Raw genomic sequence first — 19,653 nt, forward strand, 5'->3', positions numbered from 1 at the left:
TAAGAGACCTGGTCGTTCACGATCACCACGACCGAGCCCGCGGTCGTCGGCAACGTTGTGGCTCAGGGCAACGGCGCATTCTTGACTTCCTGCGGCTGCGCATTGACATCAAGGTAGTTGATGGTCGCCACCGCCCCCGGCGCGCCGAAGACTTCCAGCACCACGTGTTTCGGGTTGAACGGGACGATTTGGTTGGCGAGGCCACTGTTGGCGGACACGTCATTGTGCGATCCGAAGATTCCGTGCAGGCGGTAGATGGCAAATGCCGCGGCTGCGACGACGATCACCGCGACTAACGCCATCCACCCTCGCTTGACCAGGGGCGAAACTGAAAACCTGTTCACCCGTTCACCTTTCGACGGTCGGGCGATTCGGCCACCTGCATGCGGCGCTTCGGGTGTGACCGATGGGTATGACAGTACGGTACTGGACAGTACTGCACAAGAGACGTGACCGTACACTTTACGACCGGGTTGAGGACCGGCGGCATTACCTGGTGCACCGCGTGAGGCCGGGGACGATGAAGTTGTCGACGAGCGTTTGCACCGTGCGACGGGTGGGTGGATGGTCCGGTACGAGGCACCGCCAGATCAAATATCCGGGCAACAGGTCCCACAGGTCGTCGATGACGGCGGACTTGGCGATCTCACCGCGGTCGATGGCTTCTCGAAGGACCTGCTGCATCAAGGCTTTGCGTTGATCGATGAAATTGTGCTGCATCGCGTCGTTGAGCGCGGGGTGCCGCGAGACCTCGACAAGCACCGCACGAATGGTGCCGGCATGCTGCAGGGCTTGCTCGCAGACGACCTCGCCGAGCTTCAGTAAGTCGCCCCTGAGTGTGCCGGTGTTCGGGGGAACCGCGACTTGCCGGATCCCTTCGGTGAAGGCGGCCAGCACCAGTTCGGCTTTCGATGGCCAGCGCCGGTACACCGTGGCCTTGCTGGCCCGGGCGGTGTTGACCACGGCGTCGACCGTCAACCCGTCATAGCCGTGTTCCTGCAGCAGTTGCAATGTCACTGCCAGCAACTCGGCCTCGCGTGGCGACCACGGTGATGCGTCGGCGAACGCGCCGGCAGTCTGCGTCATAGCGCCCACCATAGAACTGCAGCGGTCGTACGGCCGCCTATTGGCTACTCTCCTCCATCGGGGCCGTCAGTCAAAAGCTTTCGGAATCCCTCTTCGTCGAGAATGGGCACCCCCAGCTCAACCGCCTTGTCGTACTTCGAGCCCGGCGAATCGCCCGCGACGACGTAGGAGGTCTTCTTCGACACCGAGCCCGCGGCCTTGCCGCCGCGGGTCACGATCGCCTCCTTGGCCTCGTCGCGGGAGAACCCCGTCAGCGAGCCGGTCACCACGATGGTCAGCCCGGTCAGCGTGCGCGGGATGCTGTCGTCGCGCTCGTCGGCCATCCGAACGCCGGCCGCGCGCCACTTGTCGACAATCTCGCGGTGCCAATCCACGGTGAACCACTCGGTGACGGCCGCGGCGATGGTTGGCCCTACCCCCTCGACCGCGGCCAGCTGCTCGGTGGACGCATTCCGGATGGCGTCGATGTCGCCGAACTCGGTGGCCAGGGCGCGGGCAGCCGTCGGCCCGACATGGCGGATCGACAGCGCCACCAGCACCCGCCACAGCGGTGCGGACTTGGCTTTGCCGAGGTTGGCCAGCAGTCGCTTGCCGTTGGCGGACAAATCGCCGGCCTTGGTCCGGAACAGCTCGGTGCGCAGCAGGTCTTCTTCGGTGAGCGCGAACAGGTCACCCTCGCTGCTGATCACTCCGGCCTGCAACAGCGCGACACCGGCCTCATAGCCCAGCACCTCGATGTCCAGAGCGTTTCGGCTGGCGACGTGAAACACCCGCTCGCGCAGTTGCGCCGGGCAGCGCTGGGCGTTGGGGCAGCGAATGTCCGCGTCGCCCTCCTTCTCCGGCGCCAGTGTGGTACCGCACTCGGGACATGTTGTGGGCATGAGGAATTCGCGTTCGGATCCGTCGCGTAGGTCGACCACGGGCCCCAAGACCTCGGGGATCACGTCGCCGGCCTTGCGGATCACCACGGTGTCGCCGATCAGCACGCCTTTGCGCTTGACCTCCGAGGCGTTGTGCAGCGTGGCCTGGCCCACCGTGGACCCCGCGACTTTCACCGGCGTCATGAACGCGAACGGCGTGACCCGCCCGGTGCGCCCGACGTTGACCCGGATGTCGAGCAGCTTGGTCTGCGCTTCCTCGGGTGGGTATTTGTAGGCGATGGCCCAGCGCGGCGCCCGCGAGGTGGAACCGAGTCTGCGCTGCAACGCCAACTCGTCGATTTTGACGACCACGCCGTCGATTTCGTGGTCCACCTCGTGGCGATGCTCGGCCCAGTAATCGATGCGCTGCTGCACGCCGGACATGTCGTCCACCAGCGTGGTGTGCTCGGAAACGGGCAGCCCCCAGGCCTTCAAGGCCAAATAGCCGTCGTGCTGGGTGGGTGGACGGAATCCTTCCGTGTGCCCCAGCCCGTGACAGATCATCCGCAGTTTGCGGCGGGCCGTGACCGCCGGATCCTTTTGGCGTAGCGAACCCGCGGCGCTGTTGCGTGGATTGGCGAACGGTGCCTTGCCGGCCTCGACCAAGCTCGCGTTGAGCGCCTGAAAGTCGTCCACCCGGAAGAACACCTCACCGCGGACCTCGAGGACCTTCGGTACTGGGTAATCATCACTGGCCGTGAGTCTTTCGGGGATGTCGTCGATGGTGCGGGCGTTGAGCGTGACGTCTTCGCCGGTGCGGCCGTCGCCCCGGGTGGCCGCTCGGGTCAGGCGCCCGTCCCGGTAGACCAGTGACAGGGCGACACCGTCGATCTTGAGCTCGCACAGGTAGTGCGCGCTGTCGCCGATCTCGGCGTGGATGCGGCCGGCCCACGCGTTGAGTTCGTCGCTGCTGAATGCGTTGTCGAGGCTGAGCATCCGTTCGAGGTGGTCGGCCGGCTCAAATTCGGTGGCGAACCCCGCGCCGCCGACGAGTTGGGTGGGTGAGTCGGGCGTGCGCAGCTCGGGGTGCTCGGCTTCCAGCGCCTCGAGCCTGCGCAGCAGTTGGTCGAACTCCGCATCGGTGATGATCGGTGCGTCACGCACGTAGTAGCGGAACTGGTGTTCGCGTACCTCTTCGGCCAGGTCCTGCCACTGCCGCAAGACCTCGGGGCGCAACACGTCGGGCGAGCTCACTCTGGCAGGCTATCGAAGCGCTCCGACAACGTCGTGTGAGGTCGTCACTGCGGCCCCGCGCCCCGCTGGGTCGGGCGTTGACTGTGACCTGACGGCTTTGACTGTGAATTGACGGCTTTCGGTGTGACAGTAGGGCGGGAATCGGCCGCGAAAATTTCCGCCCAGACTTCACACGCAAAGCCCAGACTTCACACCCGAAGCGTCCGCGTACCTCAACCGTGACACCCCTTGCGCGTCAAGCTAATTGATGCATTGGTCGCTCGGAATCCTCAGTCCTCCACATACGCCCGCAGTCGGTCCACTGCGGCATCCCACCGGCGCGACAACTGGGTGAGATAGTCGCTGGCGCGGGCCAGCGGCTCCGTTTGCACGGTCCAGACCCGTTGACGACCGCGCCGGCTGCTGGTCACCAACCCGACCGACTCCAGCAGCAGCAGATGCTTGCTGGCCGCCTGCCTGGTCACCGGAACCACCTGCGTCACTTGGGAAGTCGAACTCGGGCCCGCGTCGCAGAGCCGCACGATGATACGCAGCCGATTGGGGTCGCCGAGCGCGTCGAACAGCGGCGCGCCGACCACAGCGGACGCGCTCACCGGTCCAGATACCTGCGCACGAGATCGGCCTGGATGGCCCAGCCTTCCGAATTGGCCTCGAAGGAGGCGTTGCGGCGTGCTTCGGGGATGGCGTCGAAACCGGATTCGACGATGGTGAGATGCACGCCGTCGGGAGTCTCCGAGAGGGTGAATTCGACCAGCGTGGTCGGCTCCCGGTCGTAGTCGACGTCTGGGTCGATCGCAAACGGATGCCAGCGGTAGGCGAACCGCCGCTGCGGCTCGATCGCGACGATCTGCCAGACGCTTTTCACCCCCGCGTGCGCTTCCTGACGTTCGGCGACGCTTGCGTCGACGGTGGTCGGGACAATCGCGGCGGTGACGGTGCCACCGGCGATGAAGGGGCCGTCGAAGCGCACTCCGAACCACTGCCCGAATTCCTCGGCGTCGCTGATCGCGCGCCATACCCGGTCCAGCGGCGCCCGCAAAATCACTTGCTTCTCGATCCGATCGATGGTCATATGCAACCTCCTGGTTGCCTTTCAGCCAATCATGCCCGACGACAAAACGCAACCTCTCGGTTGCCTATCAGATTGCGTCGGGGTCCTGGCTGAACGCTTCGGCGGCCTTGCGGGCGAGCTCGATCGCGGTGCGTGCCCACCGCGGAGTGGCGCCGGCCAGCCCACACGCCGGGGTGACCCCGATGCGGTCGCGCAGCGCCGAGCGGGCGAAGCCGAGCCGATCGGTCACCGCGACCACGGCGCCGGCCACTTCCTCGGCAGACGGCCGTCGGATCGGGGCGGCGGTGGCCACCAAGCCCAGCATCACGGTGCGGCCCGATTCCACAAATGCGGCAACACCGTCCAGGTCGGAGGCACCCAACGTGCTCGCATCCACCGACACCGCACGGATTCCGCTGCTTTGCAACAAGTTCCACGGCAGTCCGGGCGAACAGCTGTGTAGCAGCACGTCGGCGCCGGCCCCGCTGACACAGGTGTCCAGCAGTGACCGGGCCACCGATTCGTCAAGCGCGGCAACCGGACTCAGTGCGGTAACCCCGGTCAGCCGTCCGTCCAGTGCCGCGGGCAGCGACGGCTCGTCGAGCTGCACCACCACCGGTGTGTCGAGCCGGCGGGCCAGCGCCGCGCGGTGCGCGGCAACGCCTTCGGCCAGTGACGCCGCCAGGTCGCGCACGGCGCCCGCGTCGGTGATCGCCCGATGACCATTGGCCAGCTCCAGCCCGGCGGCCAGCGTGATCGGCCCCGGTGCCTGCACCTTGACCACTCGCCCACCACCGCGCAGGCCGGCCGTCTCCCAGGCCTCTTCGAGGGCGTCCATGTCCTCGTCGAGCAGGCTCACCGCCCTGCGTGTCACCGCGCCGGGCCGCGCGGCGATGCGGTACCCGCGCGGCATCGTGTCGATGGCCACGTCGATCAAGAGCGCACCCGCCCGGCCCAGCATGTCCGCACCAACTCCCCTGGCGGGCAGCTCGACGATGTGGGCCAGCGCATCGGCCAGCTCACCGACGACAACCTCGGCCGCCTGCCGTGCAACGGTCCCGGGCCACGATCCGATGCCGCTGGCCTTCACCGCGAGCGGTGCGAAAACACTCACCTGCCAACCGTATTCGACGTCGTCCGGAACACCGGCCACCAGGGGTGTTTTGCGGTACCAGGCTTGGGTAGGTTCGGGGGGATGGCAGGGTTGGCGCGGTCGCTGCTCTTGTGCGGCGCGGTGTTGGTCACGACGGCCTGCACGCGCGTCGTAGACGGCACTGCCTTGCCCGGATTCGGCCCCGCCGCCAAAGGCATTCAGGGCGTCAACGTCGACCGGATCCTGCTGGAACAGCCCCGGATGGGCGCGATCACCGGCGCCGGTGAGCACCTGACGATCATCCCCACCATGGACGGTCGGTCCCCGGTGGATATCGAGGGACTTGCCCAAACCGCGCCACGGGCGTGCCGGTTCATCTATGCCGAAACCGCGACGTTCGGGCCCGAAGTCGAAGAATTCCACAAGACCACATTCCAGGACCCACCGGACGGCGCCCTGATCTCCGAGGGCGCCGCGGCGTACCGCGATGCCACCACCGCCAGGCGCGCCTTCGACACCCTGGTCAGCACCGTGCACGACTGCGCGGCCACGCCGGACGGCCTGTCCTACATCGGCACCTGGAAGGCAGATACCGATTCGCTGCGTATCCGGCCCGGCGGCTGTGGCCGTGACTACCGCGTCTTGTCGGTGGCGTTGCTCGAGGTCACCTTCTGCGGCTTTCCGCCGTCGGTGTCCGACATCGTGATGACCAACATCGTGGCCAACATCCCGCGTTGAGCTCAGCGCCGCGTGCCGGCGATCGTCGCGCTGCCCAGCACCTCGTCGCCGTCCGGGTCGGGACGGTACAGCACCAGCGTCTGGCCGCGCGCCACCCCGCGCAGCGGGTTACGCAATCCGACGACAAGCTCGTCGCCGACCAATTCGGCTACGGCACTGGCTGTTTCGCCGTGGGCACGGACTTGGACCAGGCACTCGAGCGGTCCCGACGGCGCGACTCCCGCGGTGAAGACCGGGGCACGTCCGGTCAGCTCAGACACGTCGAGGTCTTGTGCGTCACCGACGTGGACCGTCGCGGTGCCGGCATCGATTGCCGTGACATAGCGAGGACCTCCGTCCGGCCCCGGTCCGGCGATGCCCAGGCCTTTGCGCTGGCCAATGGTGAACCCGTGCACTCCGTCATGCTCGGCCAGTATGGCGCCGTCGGCGCTGACGACGGGGCCGCGGCGCACCCCGATGCGCTCGCCCAGAAACGCACGGGTATTCCCGGACGGGATGAAGCAGATGTCGTGGCTGTCGGGCTTGGCGGCGACGGCCAGGCCGCGCCGGCCCGCCTCGGCACGGATCTGCGGCTTGGGAGTGTCCCCGATCGGGAACGCGGCGTGACGCAACTGCTCGGCGGTCAGCACCGCCAGCACATAGGACTGGTCCTTGTCCCGGTCGACGGCGCGCCGCAGGCGTCCCTGCGACAGCCGGGCGTAGTGGCCGGTGGCTACCGCGTCGAAGCCGAGCGCCAGGGCTCGTGCAGCCAGGGCGGCGAACTTGATTCGCTGGTTGCATCGCACGCAGGGGTTGGGGGTTTCCCCGCGGGCGTAGGACGAGACGAAGTCGTCGATCACGTCCGCCTTGAACTTTTCCGCGAAATCCCAGACGTAGAAAGGGATTCCCAGTACATCGGCGACCCGGCGGGCGTCGGCGGCGTCTTCTTTCGAGCAGCAGCCGCGCGAGCCGGTGCGCAGCGTACCGGGCGCGCTGGACAACGCCAGATGCACACCGACCACGTCGTGCCCGGCGTCGACCATTCGGGCGGCGGCGACCGACGAGTCGACGCCGCCGCTCATCGCGGCGAGAACCTTCACCCGGACGACCCCGCGGCGGCCAGGGCGGCACGGCGGGCGCGCTCGACGGCCCCCGGCAGCACCCGCAGAGCGGCATCGACGTCGGCTTCGGCACTGGTGTGGCCCAAGGAAAGACGTAGCGACCCACGCGCGCTGGCCGCGTCTGCTCCCATCGCGATCAGCACATGCGACGGCTGCGCCACGCCCGCGGTGCATGCCGACCCGGTCGAACACTCGATTCCGTTGGCGTCCAACAACATCAGCAGAGCGTCGCCCTCACAGCCGCGGAAAGTGAAGTGCGCGTTGCCCGGAAGTCGCAAGGCGCTGCCTGCGCCGTTGAGACGGACGTCTTCTATTTCGGCCAGTACGCCCTCGACCAGCCGGTCCCGCAGCGACCGCAGCCGCGCGCTGTTGGCCTCGAGTCCGTCCACCGCGATCTGTGCTGCCGCGGCCATCCCGACGGCGCCGGCGACATCGGGCGTGCCGGAACGGATGTCACGCTCCTGCCCACCACCGTGTGACAGCGGCACACAGCTGACATCGCGGCGCACCAGCAGCGCTCCCACTCCCGGCGGGCCACCGAACTTGTGGGCGGCCACACTCATCGCCGAGAGCCCACTCGCGGGGAAGTCGACAGGTAGCTGACCCACCGCCTGAACTGCGTCGCTGTGCATCGGAACACCGAATTCGGCCGCGACAGCAGCGAGTTCGGCGATAGGCATGATGGTGCCGACCTCGTTGTTGGCCCACATCACCGATACCAGCGCGACGTCGTCATAGGCCTCCAGCGCCTCGCGCAGCGCGGCCGCCGACACCGAGCCCTCCGGCGCGGTGGGCAGCCAAGTCACTTGAGCGCCTTCGTGTTCGGCAAGCCAGTTCACCGAGTCCAGCACCGCGTGGTGTTCCACTTCGGTGGTGATGATGCGGCGGTGCCGCGACTCCGCGTCACGGCGGGCCCAGTAGATGCCCTTGACGGCCAGGTTGTCGCTCTCCGTGCCGCCGGCGGTGAAGATCACCTCCGACGGGCGCGCACCGAGTTTGTCCGCGATCAGCTCGCGGGATTCCTCGACTCGCCGCCGTGCTGCGCGACCGCTGGTGTGCAGCGACGAGGCATTGCCGACCGTGCCGAGCGCAGCCGTCATCGCCTCGACGGCAGCGGGGTGCATCGGGGTGGTGGCAGCGTGATCCAGGTAGACCATGACGCGCCCCAGAATACCGGCCGGCCGATACGACCAGCTCGCTCAGGCCACCAGCGCGTGCTCGTGACCCGATTGCCGCGAGATCCCCAGCTGCACCGCGCTCTGGCAACGCCTGGCCAGCTCGCGACGGTCGCTACCCGGCAGCTGCAGGGATTCCACCCGCACCTGCGCCACTGTGCGGCCCGCCGACAGCAGCCGGCCGACGGACCGCAGCAGGCTGTCGTCGCCGACATAGGCCGGGACGGTCGACACGGTTCCGTCGACGTGGTGGTACGTCAGCCGAAGAGGCTGCACCGGACGGCCGGTGTCGATTGCGGCCTGGAACATTGCCGGATAAAAGTTTCCCGACGCCAGACCGCACCAGGTGGTGCCCTCCGGGAATACCACCACGGTCTGCCCGGCCCGCAGCCGGCGGGCGACGGCGTCCACCACCCCGGGCAGGCGCCGCAGACTGGCCCGCTCGATCGGGATGATCTTCAGGACGCGGGCCACGACGCCGGTGGCCGGCCCGGTGAACATGTCGGCGCGGGCGACAAAGGAGCCGGGCAGCACTGCACCGATGGCGAAGCCGTCCAGCCAGGAAATGTGGCCGCTGACCACCAAGACGCCGCTCAGGTTGCGAATCGGGTTGCCCGACACCGTGATTCGAACGCCGAAACAGCGCAGCACCAACCGGCAGTAGGCGCGCTGCACCCGGGTGCGGCCCGGTAGCGGCGCAGCCAGCAACGGCAGTCCCGGCAACAGCAGTAGCGCTGCCACGGCGCGGCGCGCCACCCGCAGATACCACAAGCACCGCCGCCACCCAGCGACGTCGCGAACATCCACGCAGCTCACGTTGCACGAGGCGCGCGGCAGCCAGGCATGGCCGGTGTTCACGATGCCATGCCGCCGGCGATCTTCGAGGCTGCTGACACGGACCGCAGCCGCTTCAGGTACCGGGTGTCGGCGTTCTGCTTGCTCAGCAAGACGCAGAAGTCACCGACGCCGAAATCCGGGTCGTGGGCGGGTTCGCCGCACACCTGGGCACCCAGGCGCAGGTAACCACGCATCAGCGGCGGCACCGACGGCCGTTGCGGCGGCGGAATGTCGTCGAGGGCTTTGCCGTTCACCCGCACCGACCGGTAGGGGCGCACCCGGTACTGGCGCGCAACGGCATGGCGGTTCAGCACGAAGTCCCGCACTCCGCGCAGCTCGGCGCCCGGATTTTGGCCATTACCGCCGGCGTCGATGGGCACCGACACGCACCCTGTGACGTAGTCGTAGCCGCAGTGGTCCAGGTAGGCCAGGATGCCGGCCCACATCAGCAGCACCACACCGCCGTTGCGGTGGCCCTCCCGTACCGCGGCGCGGCCCATCTCGACCAGCGAGGGGCGCAGCGGGTCGAACGCACGGACGTCGAATTCCGTGGCCGTATAGAGCCCGCCGGCCGCGATGGCGCCCGTCGGCGGCAGCATCCGATAGCAGCCCACCAGCTCACCGGTGTTGTCCTCGCGGACCAGCAGGTGGTCGCAGTATTCGTCGAAGCGGTCTTCATCCCGTCGCGTGTCGCTTGCCAGGGTGAAGCCGGGTGCGCTGCTGAACACCTGGTAGCGCAGTCGCTGCGCCGCCTCGATCAGGCTGGGGTCGGTTGACAGCAGCAGGGAATAGCGCGGCCCGTCAGCCGACCCCGAAGGGGAAGCCGACGAGCCGCAGGGTTTGTCGCCGGCTATGAGAACAGAAGCAATGCTCATAAGCACCAACGTGTCGCAATCGATGATCTGGGCGGCATCGATGCGCTGACATGTCGGTGCACGTCAGATGACTATTTATGCGGGCCGAATCCGGGGGATCCGTGATGCGTTCGGCAAAACCTCGCCGGTGTGACGGAGATCGCTCTCCGCTGTTTTCCTACGGGACGATCCGCAGCGGGCAACCTGGTGTTTCTCTGGCTGGATGCTCGGCGCCGGCTGTTGCCATAAGCCATTCCCTTGAAGATCTGCTCTCAGCGTGTTCAGACGGCTTTCAGTGTGAACTGACGGCTTTGCGTGTGAATGCAGGGCTTTCAGTGTGACTCTGCGGCGGTGATCGACGCGAATCTGCGCCAAGCATTCACGCCCAAAGGCCTGAGACGAACAATGCCGGCGCCACGACACGAACCTCTTTGTCCGGCTCGCAGCGACAAATTGCTTGGCGCGCAGTACTTGTCGCTACGAGACAGGAGAACTCGCGCAGGAAACGCTAGCCCTTGCGAGCCTTGATCGCCTCCGTCAGCTGCGGGGCCACCTTGAACAGGTCCCCGACCACGCCGTAGTCGGCGATCTCGAAGATGGGCGCCTCTTCGTCCTTGTTGACCGCGACGATGGTCTTGGAGGTTTGCATGCCGGCGCGGTGCTGGATCGCCCCGGAGATGCCCAGCGCGATGTAGAGCTGCGGCGACACCGTCTTACCGGTCTGGCCCACCTGGAACTGGCCGGGGTAATAGCCCGAGTCGACCGCGGCACGTGATGCGCCGACGGCCGCACCCAGCGAGTCGGCCAGCGCCTCGACCACGCTGAAGTTCTCCGCGCTGCCGACGCCACGACCACCGGACACCACGACCGTGGCCTCGGTGAGCTCCGGCCGGTCACCGGCGACCGCGGGTTCGCGGGCGGTGACCTTGGTGGCGTTCTCGGCAGGCTCCGCCACCTCGACCGTGACCTGCTCGCCCGCGCCGTCAGCCGGCTCCGCCTCGACGGCGCCGGCCCGCACCGTGATCACCGGGGTGTCGCCGTTGGCTTGCGCCTCGACGGTGAACGCGCCACCGAAGATGGAGTGCACGCCTTTGCCGCCCTCTTTGACCTCGACCACGTCGACCAGCAGGCCCGACCCGATCCGCGCCGCCAGCCGGCCGGCGATCTCCTTGCCGTCGGCGCTGGCGGCCAGCAACACCGCAGCCGGAGCCGACGATTCGGCCAGCCCGGCCAGCACGTCGACCACCGGGGTGATCAGGTACTTGTCGACGGTGTCGGACTCGGCGACGTAGATCTTGGCGGCCCCCGCCGCCTTGAGCCCGTCGATCAGCGGGGCGGCGGTTCCTGGCGCACCGGCGACGACGGCAGCCGGCTCGCCCAGTGCGCGGGCGGCGGTGATCAGTTCGGCGGTGACCTTCTTCAGCGCACCTTCAGCGTGCTCGACGAGCACGAGTACTTCAGCCATGGGTTATTCGCTCTTCTCGTCTTGGATGGATCGTCTTGGGGATGGATCGTCTTCGGGAATCGACTTGGGAGGCTCGTTCAGATGATCTTCTGGCTAACCAGATACTGCGCGATCTGATTGCCGCCTTCGCCCTCGTCGGTGACCTTCTCACCGGCTGTCTTGGGCGGTTTCGGCGTGGACGACAACACCGTCGACCCGGCGTTGGCCAGCCCGACCTCGTCGGATTCGACCCCGATCTCGGCCAGGGTCAGCACCGTGACCTCCTTCTTTTTGGCGGCCATGATGCCTTTGAAGGACGGGAAACGCGGTTCGTTGATCTTCTCGTTGACGCTGACCACGGCGGGCAGGGTGGCTTCGAGGGTGAAGACGCCGTCGTCGGTCTCGCGCTCGCCGGTGACCTTGCCGCCCTCGACCGACAGTTTGCGCAGGTGGGTGAGCTGCGGTAGGCCCAGGTATTCGGCGATGATGGCCGGCACCGCGCCGCCGGTGCCGTCGGTGGCCTCGTTGCCGGCAATGACCAGCTCGGTGCCCTCGATGGTGCCCAGCGCGCGAGCCAAAGCCCAAGCGGTTTGGACTACGCAGGAGCCGTGCATGCCGTCGTCCTTGAGGTGGACGGCCTTGTCGGCGCCCATGGAGAGGGCCTTGCGGATCGCCTCCGTGGCGCGCTCCGGACCGGCGGTCAGTACCGTCACCGACCCCTCGACACCGTCGGCGGCTTCTCTCTCGCGGATCTGCAGCGCCTCTTCCACCGCGCGCTCGTTGATTTCGTCCAGCACGGCGTCGGCGGCCTCGCGGTCCAGCGTGAAGTCGCCGTCGGTCAGCTTGCGCTCCGACCAGGTGTCTGGGACCTGCTTGATCAGGACCACGATGTTCGTCATGAGTGTGGTTCGTCCTCCTCGAAGGGCGTCCCGCAGCGGTCGGCTGCAGGACCTCGGTCAGGCATTCAGCAACCGCACGTCCCGGTTACTAGCGGGTAACTTTGCGCGGTTCGCCTTCACACCATAGCGGGTCGCATCTGCCGAATTGCCCGCTGCTCCTCCGTCCGGCGCCCCGGAAGGCTGGAATGGATCGGGGTCGCCGGGCGGCGAGTTCTGTCACCTGGATTCACTGTCCGGTTCGCGAATCGCCCGGTAGGGGTTAGCCTGCCTATGCAATGAGCGCATTCGTCCCCGATGTTCCCCGCCGGACCCTCGACGACATCTCGTCGGCGGCCACCCCGGCGGTCCCGGCGGCGTTGACGCTGACGGGCGAGCGCACCATCCCGGATCTGGACATCGAGAACTACTGGTTCCGCCGCCACCAAGTGGTCTACGAGCGGCTCGCGCCGCGCTGTGCCGGCCGGGTCGTGCTGGAAGCCGGCTGTGGCGAGGGTTACGGCGCCGACCTGATCGCCGACGTGGCCAGCCGGGTCGTCGCAGTGGACTACGACGAGTCCGCGGTGGCCCACGTCCGCAGCCGCTACCCCCGGGTGGAAGTAACGCAGGCCAACCTGGCCGACCTCCCGTTGCCCGACGCGTCGGTAGATGTAGTGGTGAACTTCCAGGTGATCGAGCACCTATGGGACCAGGGCCAGTTCGTCCGGGAGTGTCTGCGGGTGTTGCGCCCCTCTGGCCTGCTGATGATGTCTACCCCGAACCGGATCACCTTCTCACCGGGTCGCGACACCCCCGTCAACCCGTTTCACACCCGTGAGCTCAACGCCGACGAGCTCACCGAGCTGCTGGTCGAGGCGGGCTTTTCCGACGTGTCGATCAGCGGGGTGTTCCACGGTCCGCGGCTGCGCGAGATCGACGCCCGCCATGGCGGGTCGATCATCGACGCGCAGATCGCCCGCGCGGTGGCCGACGCACCCTGGCCCGCCGACCTGATCGCCGACGTCGCGTCGGTTACCACGGCCGACTTCGAAATCGAAACACGCGATATAGACAACAGCCTCGATCTGATCGCGATCGCGGTGCGCCGGTGAGCACGCCCACCGCATCCTCGAGCCCGGTACCGGGCCTGTTCACCCTCGTTCTGCACACCCACCTGCCCTGGCTTGCACACCACGGCCGGTGGCCGGTCGGCGAGGAGTGGCTCTACCAGTCGTGGTCGGCGGCCTACCTGCCGCTGCTGCGCGTGCTGCGCACCCTGGCCGACGAGGACCGGCACCGCTTGGTCACACTGGGCGTCACGCCGGTGGTGAACGCTCAACTCGACGACCCGTATTGCCTCGACGGCATGCACCACTGGCTGGCCAACTGGCGGCTGCGCGCCTTGGAAGCCACCACCGTAGCTGCCAGCGTCAGGAAGGCTCCCGAGTCGAAGTCGGCCGGCTATTCAGCGTGTGCGCCAGAAGCGTTGCGGGCGTTCGGAATTCGCGAAAGCGCCGAAGCCGACCAGGCCCTCGACGAGTTTGCCACACTGTGGCGGCACGGCGGCAGCCCGCTACTGCGGAGCCTGATCGACGCCGGCACGGTCGAGCTCCTCGGCGGCCCGCTGGCGCATCCGTTCCAGCCGCTGCTCGCGCCGCGGCTGCGCGAGTTCGCGCTGCGCGAAGGTTTGGCCGACGCGGCGTTGAGGCTTGCGCACACCCCGACCGGGATCTGGGCGCCCGAATGCGCCTACGCCCCGGGCATGGAACACGACTACGCCGCCGCCGGAGTCACGCACTTCATGGTCGACGGCCCGTCGCTGCACGGGGACACCGCCCTTGGCCGACCGGTCGGTGCCACAGACGTGGTCGCTTTCGGCCGTGACCTGCAGGTCAGCTACCGGGTGTGGTCGCCCAAATCCGGCTACCCGGGTCACGCCGCCTACCGCGACTTCCACACCTACGACCACATCACCGGCCTCAAGCCGGCCAGGGTAACCGGCCGCAACGTCGCCTCGGAGGCCAAGGCGCCCTATGACCCCGAACGCGCGGACCACGCGGTCGACGTGCACGTCGCCGACTTCGTCGACGTGGTCCGCACCCGGCTGCTCGCCGAGTCCGAGCGCATCGGGCGTCCCGCTCACGTCGTCGCCGCTTTCGACACCGAGTTGTTCGGCCACTGGTGGTACGAGGGACCGACGTGGCTGGCGCGGGTGCTGCGGGCCCTGCCCGCCGCCGGCGTGCGGGTAGGTACCCTGAGCGACGCGATCGCCGGCGGGTTCGTCGGCACCCCGGTCGAATTACCGCCCAGCTCTTGGGGTTCCGGCAAGGACTGGCAAGTGTGGGCGGGCGAGAAGGTGGCCGATCTGGTTCAGCTCAACACCGAGGTCGTAGATACGGCGCTGAGTACCGTCGACAAGGCGCTGACCCAGACGGCGTCACTGGACGGGCCCATCCCCCGCGATCACGTCGCCGACCAGATCCTGCGCGAGACACTGCTCACCGTGTCCAGCGACTGGCCGTTCATGGTCAGCAAGGACTCCGCCGCGGGCTACGCCCGCTACCGCGCCCACTTGCACGCACACGCCACTCGGGAGATCGCCGGGGCGCTCGCCTCCGGGCGGCGCGACAACGCGCAGCGACTGGCCGACGGCTGGAACCGCGCCGACGGACTGTTCGGCGCGCTGGACGCCCGTAGGCTGCCGCGATGAGTTGCTTCTCGTGCCGCGAGCGTGCGTGTTCGTACAACGACACGCCGGTGTGCGTGGCATTCTGTGCACCCTCGCGCAGGGGGTGGGCCCGGGCATGAAGATCCTGATGGTGTCGTGGGAGTACCCGCCGGTGGTGATCGGCGGCCTTGGCCGGCATGTGCATCACCTGTCCACCGCACTGGCCGCGGCCGGCCACGACGTCGTCGTGCTATCCCGGCGCCCGACGGGCACCGATCCCAGCACCCATCCGTCGTCCGACGAATTCAGCGAGGGTGTGCGGGTGGTCGCGGCCGCTCAGGACCCACACGAGTTCACCTTCCGCAAGGACATGATGGCCTGGACCCTGGCGATGGGCCACGCGATGGTCCGCGCGGGGCTGTCCCTGAGGCAACACGGCAGCGACCGTCCGTGGCGGCCCGACGTCGTGCACGCACACGACTGGCTGGTTGCCCACCCGGCCGTTGCACTCGCCGAGTTCTACGACGTACCAATGGTTTCCACGATTCACGCGACTGAGGCCGGACGGCACTCGGGCTGGGTTTCCGGAGCGCTCAGCCGCCAGGTACACGCGGTCGAATCGTGGCTGGTTCGGGAATCCGATTCGCTGATCACGTGTTCGGCATCGATGAGCGACGAGATCACCGAGTTGTTCGGTCCGGGCCTGGCCGAAATCACCGTGATCCGCAACGGAATCGACGCGGCACGCTGGCAGTTCGCGCTTCGGCGTCCCCGTACCGGACCACCCGAACTGCTCTTCCTCGGCCGGCTGGAATACGAGAAGGGTGTGCACGACGCGATCGCCGCGCTGGCCCGGATCAGACGCCATCACCCCGGTACCACGCTGACGATTGCCGGAGAGGGCACCCAGCAGGACTGGCTCGTCGAGCAAGCGCGTAAACACAAGGTGCTCAAGGCTACTCGGTTCGTCGGGCACCTGGGCCACGCCGAGCTGCTGGCCATGCTGCATCGGGCCGACGCCGCGGTACTGCCCAGCCACTACGAGCCGTTCGGGATCGTCGCCCTGGAGGCGGCCGCCGCAGGAACTCCGCTGGTGACCTCGAACATCGGCGGTCTGGGCGAAGCGGTGATCGACGGCCAGACGGGGGTGTCCTGTCCGCCCCGCGACGTTGCGGCACTGGCCGCCGCCGTGTGCAGTGTGCTCGACGATCCCGCCGCCGCGCAGCGGCGCGCGCGTGCCGCCCGCGAACGCCTCACCTCGGACTTCGATTGGCACACCGTTGCGCAGGAGACCGCCCAGGTGTACCTGGCCGCCAAACGCGGCGAACGCCAACCACAGCCGCGGCCGCGCATCGTCGAGCATGCATTGCCCGATCGCTGAGCGTTTACCGGCACCCCGACGGGTAGCCCGGTAGCGTCGTGAGATGGGGATCAAATACTGGAGCGTTGTCGACGCGCCGCGCGACGAAGTCTTCGCGTGGCACGCCAGGCCTGGGGCATTCAACCGCCTGTCTCCGCCGTGGCAGCCCATGCGGCTGGTCACCGAAGCGGCCTCACTGAAGGACGGGCGTGCCACGCTGGCGCTGCCCGGTGGTCTGCGCTGGGTCGCCGAACACCAGCCCGACGGCTACGATCCGCCACGCCGTTTCGTCGACACCATCGGCAGCGACGGGCCGGCTTCGCTGCCGGCACGAATCGTGGTGCGTTGGAGGCACGTCCATGAATTCGAAGATGTCCATGAATTCGAAGACGTCGCCGCATCCCAAACCCGGGTCATCGACCGGGTTGACACACCGGTTCCCGCGTCGGCTTTGCGACCCATGTTCGTCTACCGGCACCGGCAGTTGGCCGACGATCTGGCTGCGCACCGAGTGGCGGCCGAGCATGGTCTCGCTCCGGCGACCGTGGCGGTCACCGGGTCGTCGGGGCTGGTCGGTTCGGCATTGACCGCATTTCTGAGCACGGGCGGCCATCGCGTCGTCCGGCTGGTACGCCATACCCCGCGCACCCCGGATGAGCGGCAGTGGAGGCCCGACGACCCCGACCCGCAACTGCTGGCCGGCGTCGACGCGGTGATCCATCTGGCCGGCGCCTCGATCGCCGGACGCTTCACCGACGAGCACCGGAAGGCGGTGCGCGACAGCCGGATCGGCCCGACGCGGCGGCTGGCCGAACTGGTGGCTAGTACTCCCGTCAAGGCGTTCGTGTCCGCTTCGGCGATCGGATACTACGGGTACGACCGCGGCGACGAACCGCTCAGCGAAGACAGCGATCGCGGCGACGGATTCCTCGCCGACGTCGTCGCGGATTGGGAGGACGCGACCGCCCCGGCGCAGCAGGCCGGTGTGCGGGTGGTCCGGGTGCGCACCGGCATCGTCCAGTCGCCACGCGGCGGAACGCTTCGGTTGATGCGTCCGCTGTTCAGCGCCGGATTGGGTGGGCGGCTCGGGGACGGCCGGCAGTGGTTGTCCTGGATCGGGATCGACGACCTGGTGGACATCTATCACAGGGCGGTGTGGGACAGCGCATTGTCCGGCGCGGTGAACGCTGTTGCGCCGCAACCGGTCCGCAACGTGGATTACACCCGCACCCTGGCTCATGTGCTGCGCCGTCCCGCGGTGTTGCCGGTGCCGCCGCTGGGGCCGCGGCTACTGCTCGGTGCGCAGGGTGCCCGCGAACTCGCATGCGCCAGCCAGCGGGTTGTCCCAGGCCGCCTCGACAAAGCCGGGCACCGGTTCCGTCAGCCAGACCTCGATCGGGCGTTACGCCATCTTCTGGGTCACTGAGGCGGCCACGAGCGGCCCGTGAGAGGCGTTGTCGGTCAACCGCTTAACTCGCGTCCCTGCCCTCGCGGCTGCGCTGGTAGGCGCGCGCTCGCAAATCGGCCAGCCATTCCGGGTAGAGCTTCAGTCCGGGCGCTGTGTTGACGACCGGGTCGAACGACACGTCCTCGCCGTACTGTCCGTCGAGAACACGAGTGAGCGTCAGTCGGGCCAGCAGTACGAAATCGGATGTGCCACAGGCCTGATCGAGCACCACCTCGACTCCGCCCTGTTCGATCCGTTCTCGGAGCGCGTCCAGCGACACGCCCGGTCCTGGAATTTCGGTGGTGATCCGGGCCCGCAGCCACCAGTACTTCCCGCCGTAGCGCAGCGGCATCAGGGTGGTCATGTGCTGCCCGGTCCACGACGTCACCGGCCGTAACGCCAGCGTCCGGCCGAGAACCCCAGATCCGGCCGACACCAGCAGGACGTCCCAGGGTGTCGCATCCGCCGGAACGCGGAGAGCCAGGCCGATGAAGTCGGGCAATGCTGCTGGAGTCCCGGTGGCTTTGGACAGCCGGGCGACGACACCTGACGACGGGATCGGCAGCCCGTCGGCCGCCGGCGCGATGCGTTCGACAGTTCCGTCGGCAAGCACACCAATCGGATGGAAGAACCGTTTGCCTCGAATGGCGGATCCCCAGCCGAAGGGGCGCGCAAGGAGATCGGAAAGGTTCACTGGCGGCGAATTCCCGTTCTGCGCGGGCCGAAACCAGATCGCTGGTCGATGAATCAGATGACTTAACTGTCAAATTTCTTAACTGAAGCTCACCCTGTCCTGTATCTTCCGGAAGATCCCGGACTCACCGCAGCACCGCCAGGTCACTCGCCGCCTTGACAAGCGCCGACCCGAGGTTGGCCGCCCCCGCGTGAGTTTCGCCGATAAGCTGATCTGCGAATCGCTAAGAAGGATGCGGATCAAGTGACCAAGCGCGGCGCCGCTGAGCGACGACCAGACCGAGCCGAACTCGAAAAGCTGATGTCGGCTGACCTGCGGGCTCTTACTGCTCAAGCCGACCGCATAGGACGGCACTTCGCGCGCGGACACGACGTCAGCGGTAGCGATTTCCACGCCTTGCTGCACATCATGGTCGCCGAGTCGGCCGGAACGCCGTTGACGCTGGCCCAGTTGCGACAGCGGATGGACATGTCGGCTCCCGCGATCACCTACCTGGTGGATCGGATGATCGACTCGGGACACATCAGGCGCGAGGCTGACCCGGCCGACCGGCGCAAGTCCCTTCTTCGCTATGAGAAGTCCGGCATGGCGCTGGCCCGTGCCTACTTCACTCCGCTCGGCGGCGAAGTGCGCTCCGCCATCGCCGAGCTGCCCGATCGCGATCTGGCCGCCGCGCATCGAGTTTTCACGGCAATGATCGCAGCGATGACAGCGTTCGAAGCAAAGGCCGCCAAACAAGCCGAATCGTCATCGACGGGTGCCAAGCGCGCCCCGGTCAAGGCGCGACGCCGCGTAGTTCGGTGAAAGCTGGTGCCGCAACGTACTCATCCGGGCCCAGACCCCGCGACGGGCGGCACGTCCGGCTCGGTTGGCACAGCAGTGCCCGTGTTGCCGTCAGGCCGGCGCTGAGCGGAGCGCTGCCATAACTTCCACGCCGCGACCACGCCCACGACAGCCAGCGTTATGACGGCCGGCCAGAGCGCCAACTGGGCAAGCCACAAACGTCTTTGAATGCGTAACACTTTGCGTTCGGCACGCAGCACACGTCCCGACGCCGCTCGCACGTCCACAGGGCGCAAATACCCAGACGCCAAGGGTTCAAAACGGCCAATGAGTC

At 67.6% G+C, this 19,653-nt stretch carries 18 protein-coding genes and 1 pseudogene; 6 read left to right on the plus strand and 13 right to left on the minus strand.

The genetic code is table 11. From position 1 onward, the window contains the following. Positions 1–65: 65 nt before the first annotated feature. The 6 genes and pseudogenes from A5791_RS18755 to A5791_RS18780 all read right to left on the minus strand — a co-directional run. A pseudogene (locus A5791_RS18755) lies at positions 66–302 on the minus strand (MmpS family transport accessory protein); the annotation flags it as partial. Between the two features lie 187 nt (positions 303–489). Next, positions 490–1,098 carry a TetR/AcrR family transcriptional regulator gene (locus A5791_RS18760; protein WP_197504726.1) on the minus strand — a complete coding sequence of 203 codons (609 nt, stop codon included), beginning with the start codon at positions 1,096–1,098 and terminating at the stop codon, positions 490–492. A 32-nt stretch (positions 1,099–1,130) separates the two neighbouring features. Continuing rightward, positions 1,131–3,200 carry an NAD-dependent DNA ligase LigA gene (gene ligA / locus A5791_RS18765; protein ID WP_067240078.1) on the minus strand — a complete coding sequence of 690 codons (2,070 nt, stop codon included), beginning with the start codon at positions 3,198–3,200 and terminating at the stop codon, positions 1,131–1,133. A gap of 269 nt (positions 3,201–3,469) precedes the next feature. After that, the gene (locus A5791_RS18770; RefSeq protein ID WP_067240080.1) at positions 3,470–3,793 is read right to left on the minus strand and encodes a helix-turn-helix transcriptional regulator; all 324 of its coding nucleotides are present in this window, start codon (positions 3,791–3,793) and stop codon (positions 3,470–3,472) included. After that, on the minus strand, positions 3,790–4,272 hold the full coding sequence (locus tag A5791_RS18775; RefSeq protein WP_067240082.1) for an SRPBCC family protein: 483 nt from the start codon (positions 4,270–4,272) through the stop codon (positions 3,790–3,792). The genes A5791_RS18770 and A5791_RS18775 overlap by 4 nt, the downstream gene beginning before the upstream one ends. 67 nt (positions 4,273–4,339) lie before the next feature. Beyond that, positions 4,340–5,365, minus strand: a complete 1,026-nt coding sequence (locus A5791_RS18780) for a methionine synthase (protein ID WP_067240502.1) — start codon at positions 5,363–5,365, stop codon at positions 4,340–4,342. Positions 5,366–5,446: 81 nt separating this feature from the next. Here A5791_RS18780 and A5791_RS18785 point away from each other — a divergent pair, with 81 nt between their 5' ends. Further along, positions 5,447–6,082, plus strand: coding sequence for a sensor domain-containing protein (locus A5791_RS18785; protein ID WP_067240084.1), 636 nt, complete (start codon positions 5,447–5,449; stop codon positions 6,080–6,082). A gap of 2 nt (positions 6,083–6,084) precedes the next feature. Here A5791_RS18785 and mnmA read toward each other — a convergent pair whose 3' ends face one another. From mnmA to A5791_RS18815, 6 genes are all read right to left on the minus strand, one after another. Beyond that, entirely contained in the window at positions 6,085–7,161 is a 1,077-nt protein-coding gene (gene mnmA / locus A5791_RS18790; protein ID WP_067240085.1) for a tRNA 2-thiouridine(34) synthase MnmA, read from the minus strand. Continuing rightward, positions 7,158–8,339: a cysteine desulfurase family protein gene (locus A5791_RS18795; RefSeq protein WP_067240087.1), complete on the minus strand. Its 1,182-nt coding sequence runs from the start codon at positions 8,337–8,339 to the stop codon at positions 7,158–7,160. The genes mnmA and A5791_RS18795 overlap by 4 nt, the downstream gene beginning before the upstream one ends. Before the next feature lie 42 nt (positions 8,340–8,381). Further along, positions 8,382–9,218: a lysophospholipid acyltransferase family protein gene (locus A5791_RS18800; protein WP_369828106.1), complete on the minus strand. Its 837-nt coding sequence runs from the start codon at positions 9,216–9,218 to the stop codon at positions 8,382–8,384. Next, the gene (locus A5791_RS18805; RefSeq protein ID WP_067240094.1) at positions 9,212–10,069 is read right to left on the minus strand and encodes a GNAT family N-acetyltransferase; all 858 of its coding nucleotides are present in this window, start codon (positions 10,067–10,069) and stop codon (positions 9,212–9,214) included. The genes A5791_RS18800 and A5791_RS18805 overlap by 7 nt, the downstream gene beginning before the upstream one ends. A 487-nt stretch (positions 10,070–10,556) precedes the next feature. Next, positions 10,557–11,513, minus strand: a complete 957-nt coding sequence (locus A5791_RS18810) for an electron transfer flavoprotein subunit alpha/FixB family protein (RefSeq protein WP_067240095.1) — start codon at positions 11,511–11,513, stop codon at positions 10,557–10,559. A 77-nt stretch (positions 11,514–11,590) separates the two neighbouring features. Next, complete coding sequence (locus A5791_RS18815; RefSeq protein WP_067240097.1) at positions 11,591–12,391, minus strand: electron transfer flavoprotein subunit beta/FixA family protein; 801 nt, start codon at positions 12,389–12,391, stop codon at positions 11,591–11,593. Between the two features lie 275 nt (positions 12,392–12,666). Here A5791_RS18815 and A5791_RS18820 point away from each other — a divergent pair, with 275 nt between their 5' ends. The 4 genes from A5791_RS18820 to A5791_RS18835 all read left to right on the plus strand — a co-directional run bounded on the left by A5791_RS18820 (position 12,667) and on the right by A5791_RS18835 (position 17,821). Continuing rightward, a complete protein-coding gene (locus A5791_RS18820; protein WP_067240099.1) occupies positions 12,667–13,479 on the plus strand; it encodes a bifunctional 2-polyprenyl-6-hydroxyphenol methylase/3-demethylubiquinol 3-O-methyltransferase UbiG in 813 nt (270 codons plus the stop codon). Next, complete coding sequence (locus A5791_RS18825) at positions 13,476–15,077, plus strand: glycoside hydrolase family 57 protein (RefSeq protein WP_067240100.1); 1,602 nt, start codon at positions 13,476–13,478, stop codon at positions 15,075–15,077. The genes A5791_RS18820 and A5791_RS18825 overlap by 4 nt, the downstream gene beginning before the upstream one ends. 94 nt (positions 15,078–15,171) lie before the next feature. Next, positions 15,172–16,416, plus strand: a complete 1,245-nt coding sequence (locus A5791_RS18830) for a glycosyltransferase family 4 protein (protein ID WP_067240504.1) — start codon at positions 15,172–15,174, stop codon at positions 16,414–16,416. A gap of 43 nt (positions 16,417–16,459) precedes the next feature. Beyond that, positions 16,460–17,821, plus strand: coding sequence for a TIGR01777 family oxidoreductase (locus A5791_RS18835; RefSeq protein ID WP_067240101.1), 1,362 nt, complete (start codon positions 16,460–16,462; stop codon positions 17,819–17,821). 43 nt (positions 17,822–17,864) lie between these two features. Here the strand turns inward: A5791_RS18835 and A5791_RS18840 are convergent, their stop codons facing one another. Further along, on the minus strand, positions 17,865–18,536 hold the full coding sequence (locus tag A5791_RS18840; protein WP_067240102.1) for a phosphodiesterase: 672 nt from the start codon (positions 18,534–18,536) through the stop codon (positions 17,865–17,867). 243 nt (positions 18,537–18,779) lie between these two features. On the opposite strand from A5791_RS18840, the gene A5791_RS18845 reads away from it, so the two are divergent. Continuing rightward, entirely contained in the window at positions 18,780–19,340 is a 561-nt protein-coding gene (locus A5791_RS18845; RefSeq protein WP_067240103.1) for a MarR family winged helix-turn-helix transcriptional regulator, read from the plus strand. The last annotated feature ends 313 nt before the right edge of the window (positions 19,341–19,653 follow it).

Origin of the sequence: Mycobacterium sp. 852002-51163_SCH5372311, assembly GCF_001667115.1 — a bacterium.
Classification (GTDB): domain Bacteria; phylum Actinomycetota; class Actinomycetes; order Mycobacteriales; family Mycobacteriaceae; genus Mycobacterium.

Excerpts from the sequence above, each read along its gene's own strand:
- A5791_RS18760 (WP_197504726.1), bottom strand. The coding sequence starts at position 1,098 with ATGGTGGGCGCTATGACGCAGACTGCCGGCGCGTTCGCCGACGCATCA.
- A5791_RS18775 (WP_067240082.1), bottom strand. The coding sequence starts at position 4,272 with ATGACCATCGATCGGATCGAGAAGCAAGTGATTTTGCGGGCGCCGCTG.
- A5791_RS18785 (WP_067240084.1), top strand. The coding sequence starts at position 5,447 with ATGGCAGGGTTGGCGCGGTCGCTGCTCTTGTGCGGCGCGGTGTTGGTC.
- A5791_RS18795 (WP_067240087.1), bottom strand. The coding sequence starts at position 8,339 with ATGGTCTACCTGGATCACGCTGCCACCACCCCGATGCACCCCGCTGCC.
- A5791_RS18805 (WP_067240094.1), bottom strand. The coding sequence starts at position 10,069 with ATGAGCATTGCTTCTGTTCTCATAGCCGGCGACAAACCCTGCGGCTCG.
- A5791_RS18810 (WP_067240095.1), bottom strand. The coding sequence starts at position 11,513 with ATGGCTGAAGTACTCGTGCTCGTCGAGCACGCTGAAGGTGCGCTGAAG.
- A5791_RS18815 (WP_067240097.1), bottom strand. The coding sequence starts at position 12,391 with ATGACGAACATCGTGGTCCTGATCAAGCAGGTCCCAGACACCTGGTCG.
- A5791_RS18820 (WP_067240099.1), top strand. The coding sequence starts at position 12,667 with ATGAGCGCATTCGTCCCCGATGTTCCCCGCCGGACCCTCGACGACATC.
- A5791_RS18830 (WP_067240504.1), top strand. The coding sequence starts at position 15,172 with ATGAAGATCCTGATGGTGTCGTGGGAGTACCCGCCGGTGGTGATCGGC.
- A5791_RS18835 (WP_067240101.1), top strand. The coding sequence starts at position 16,460 with ATGGGGATCAAATACTGGAGCGTTGTCGACGCGCCGCGCGACGAAGTC.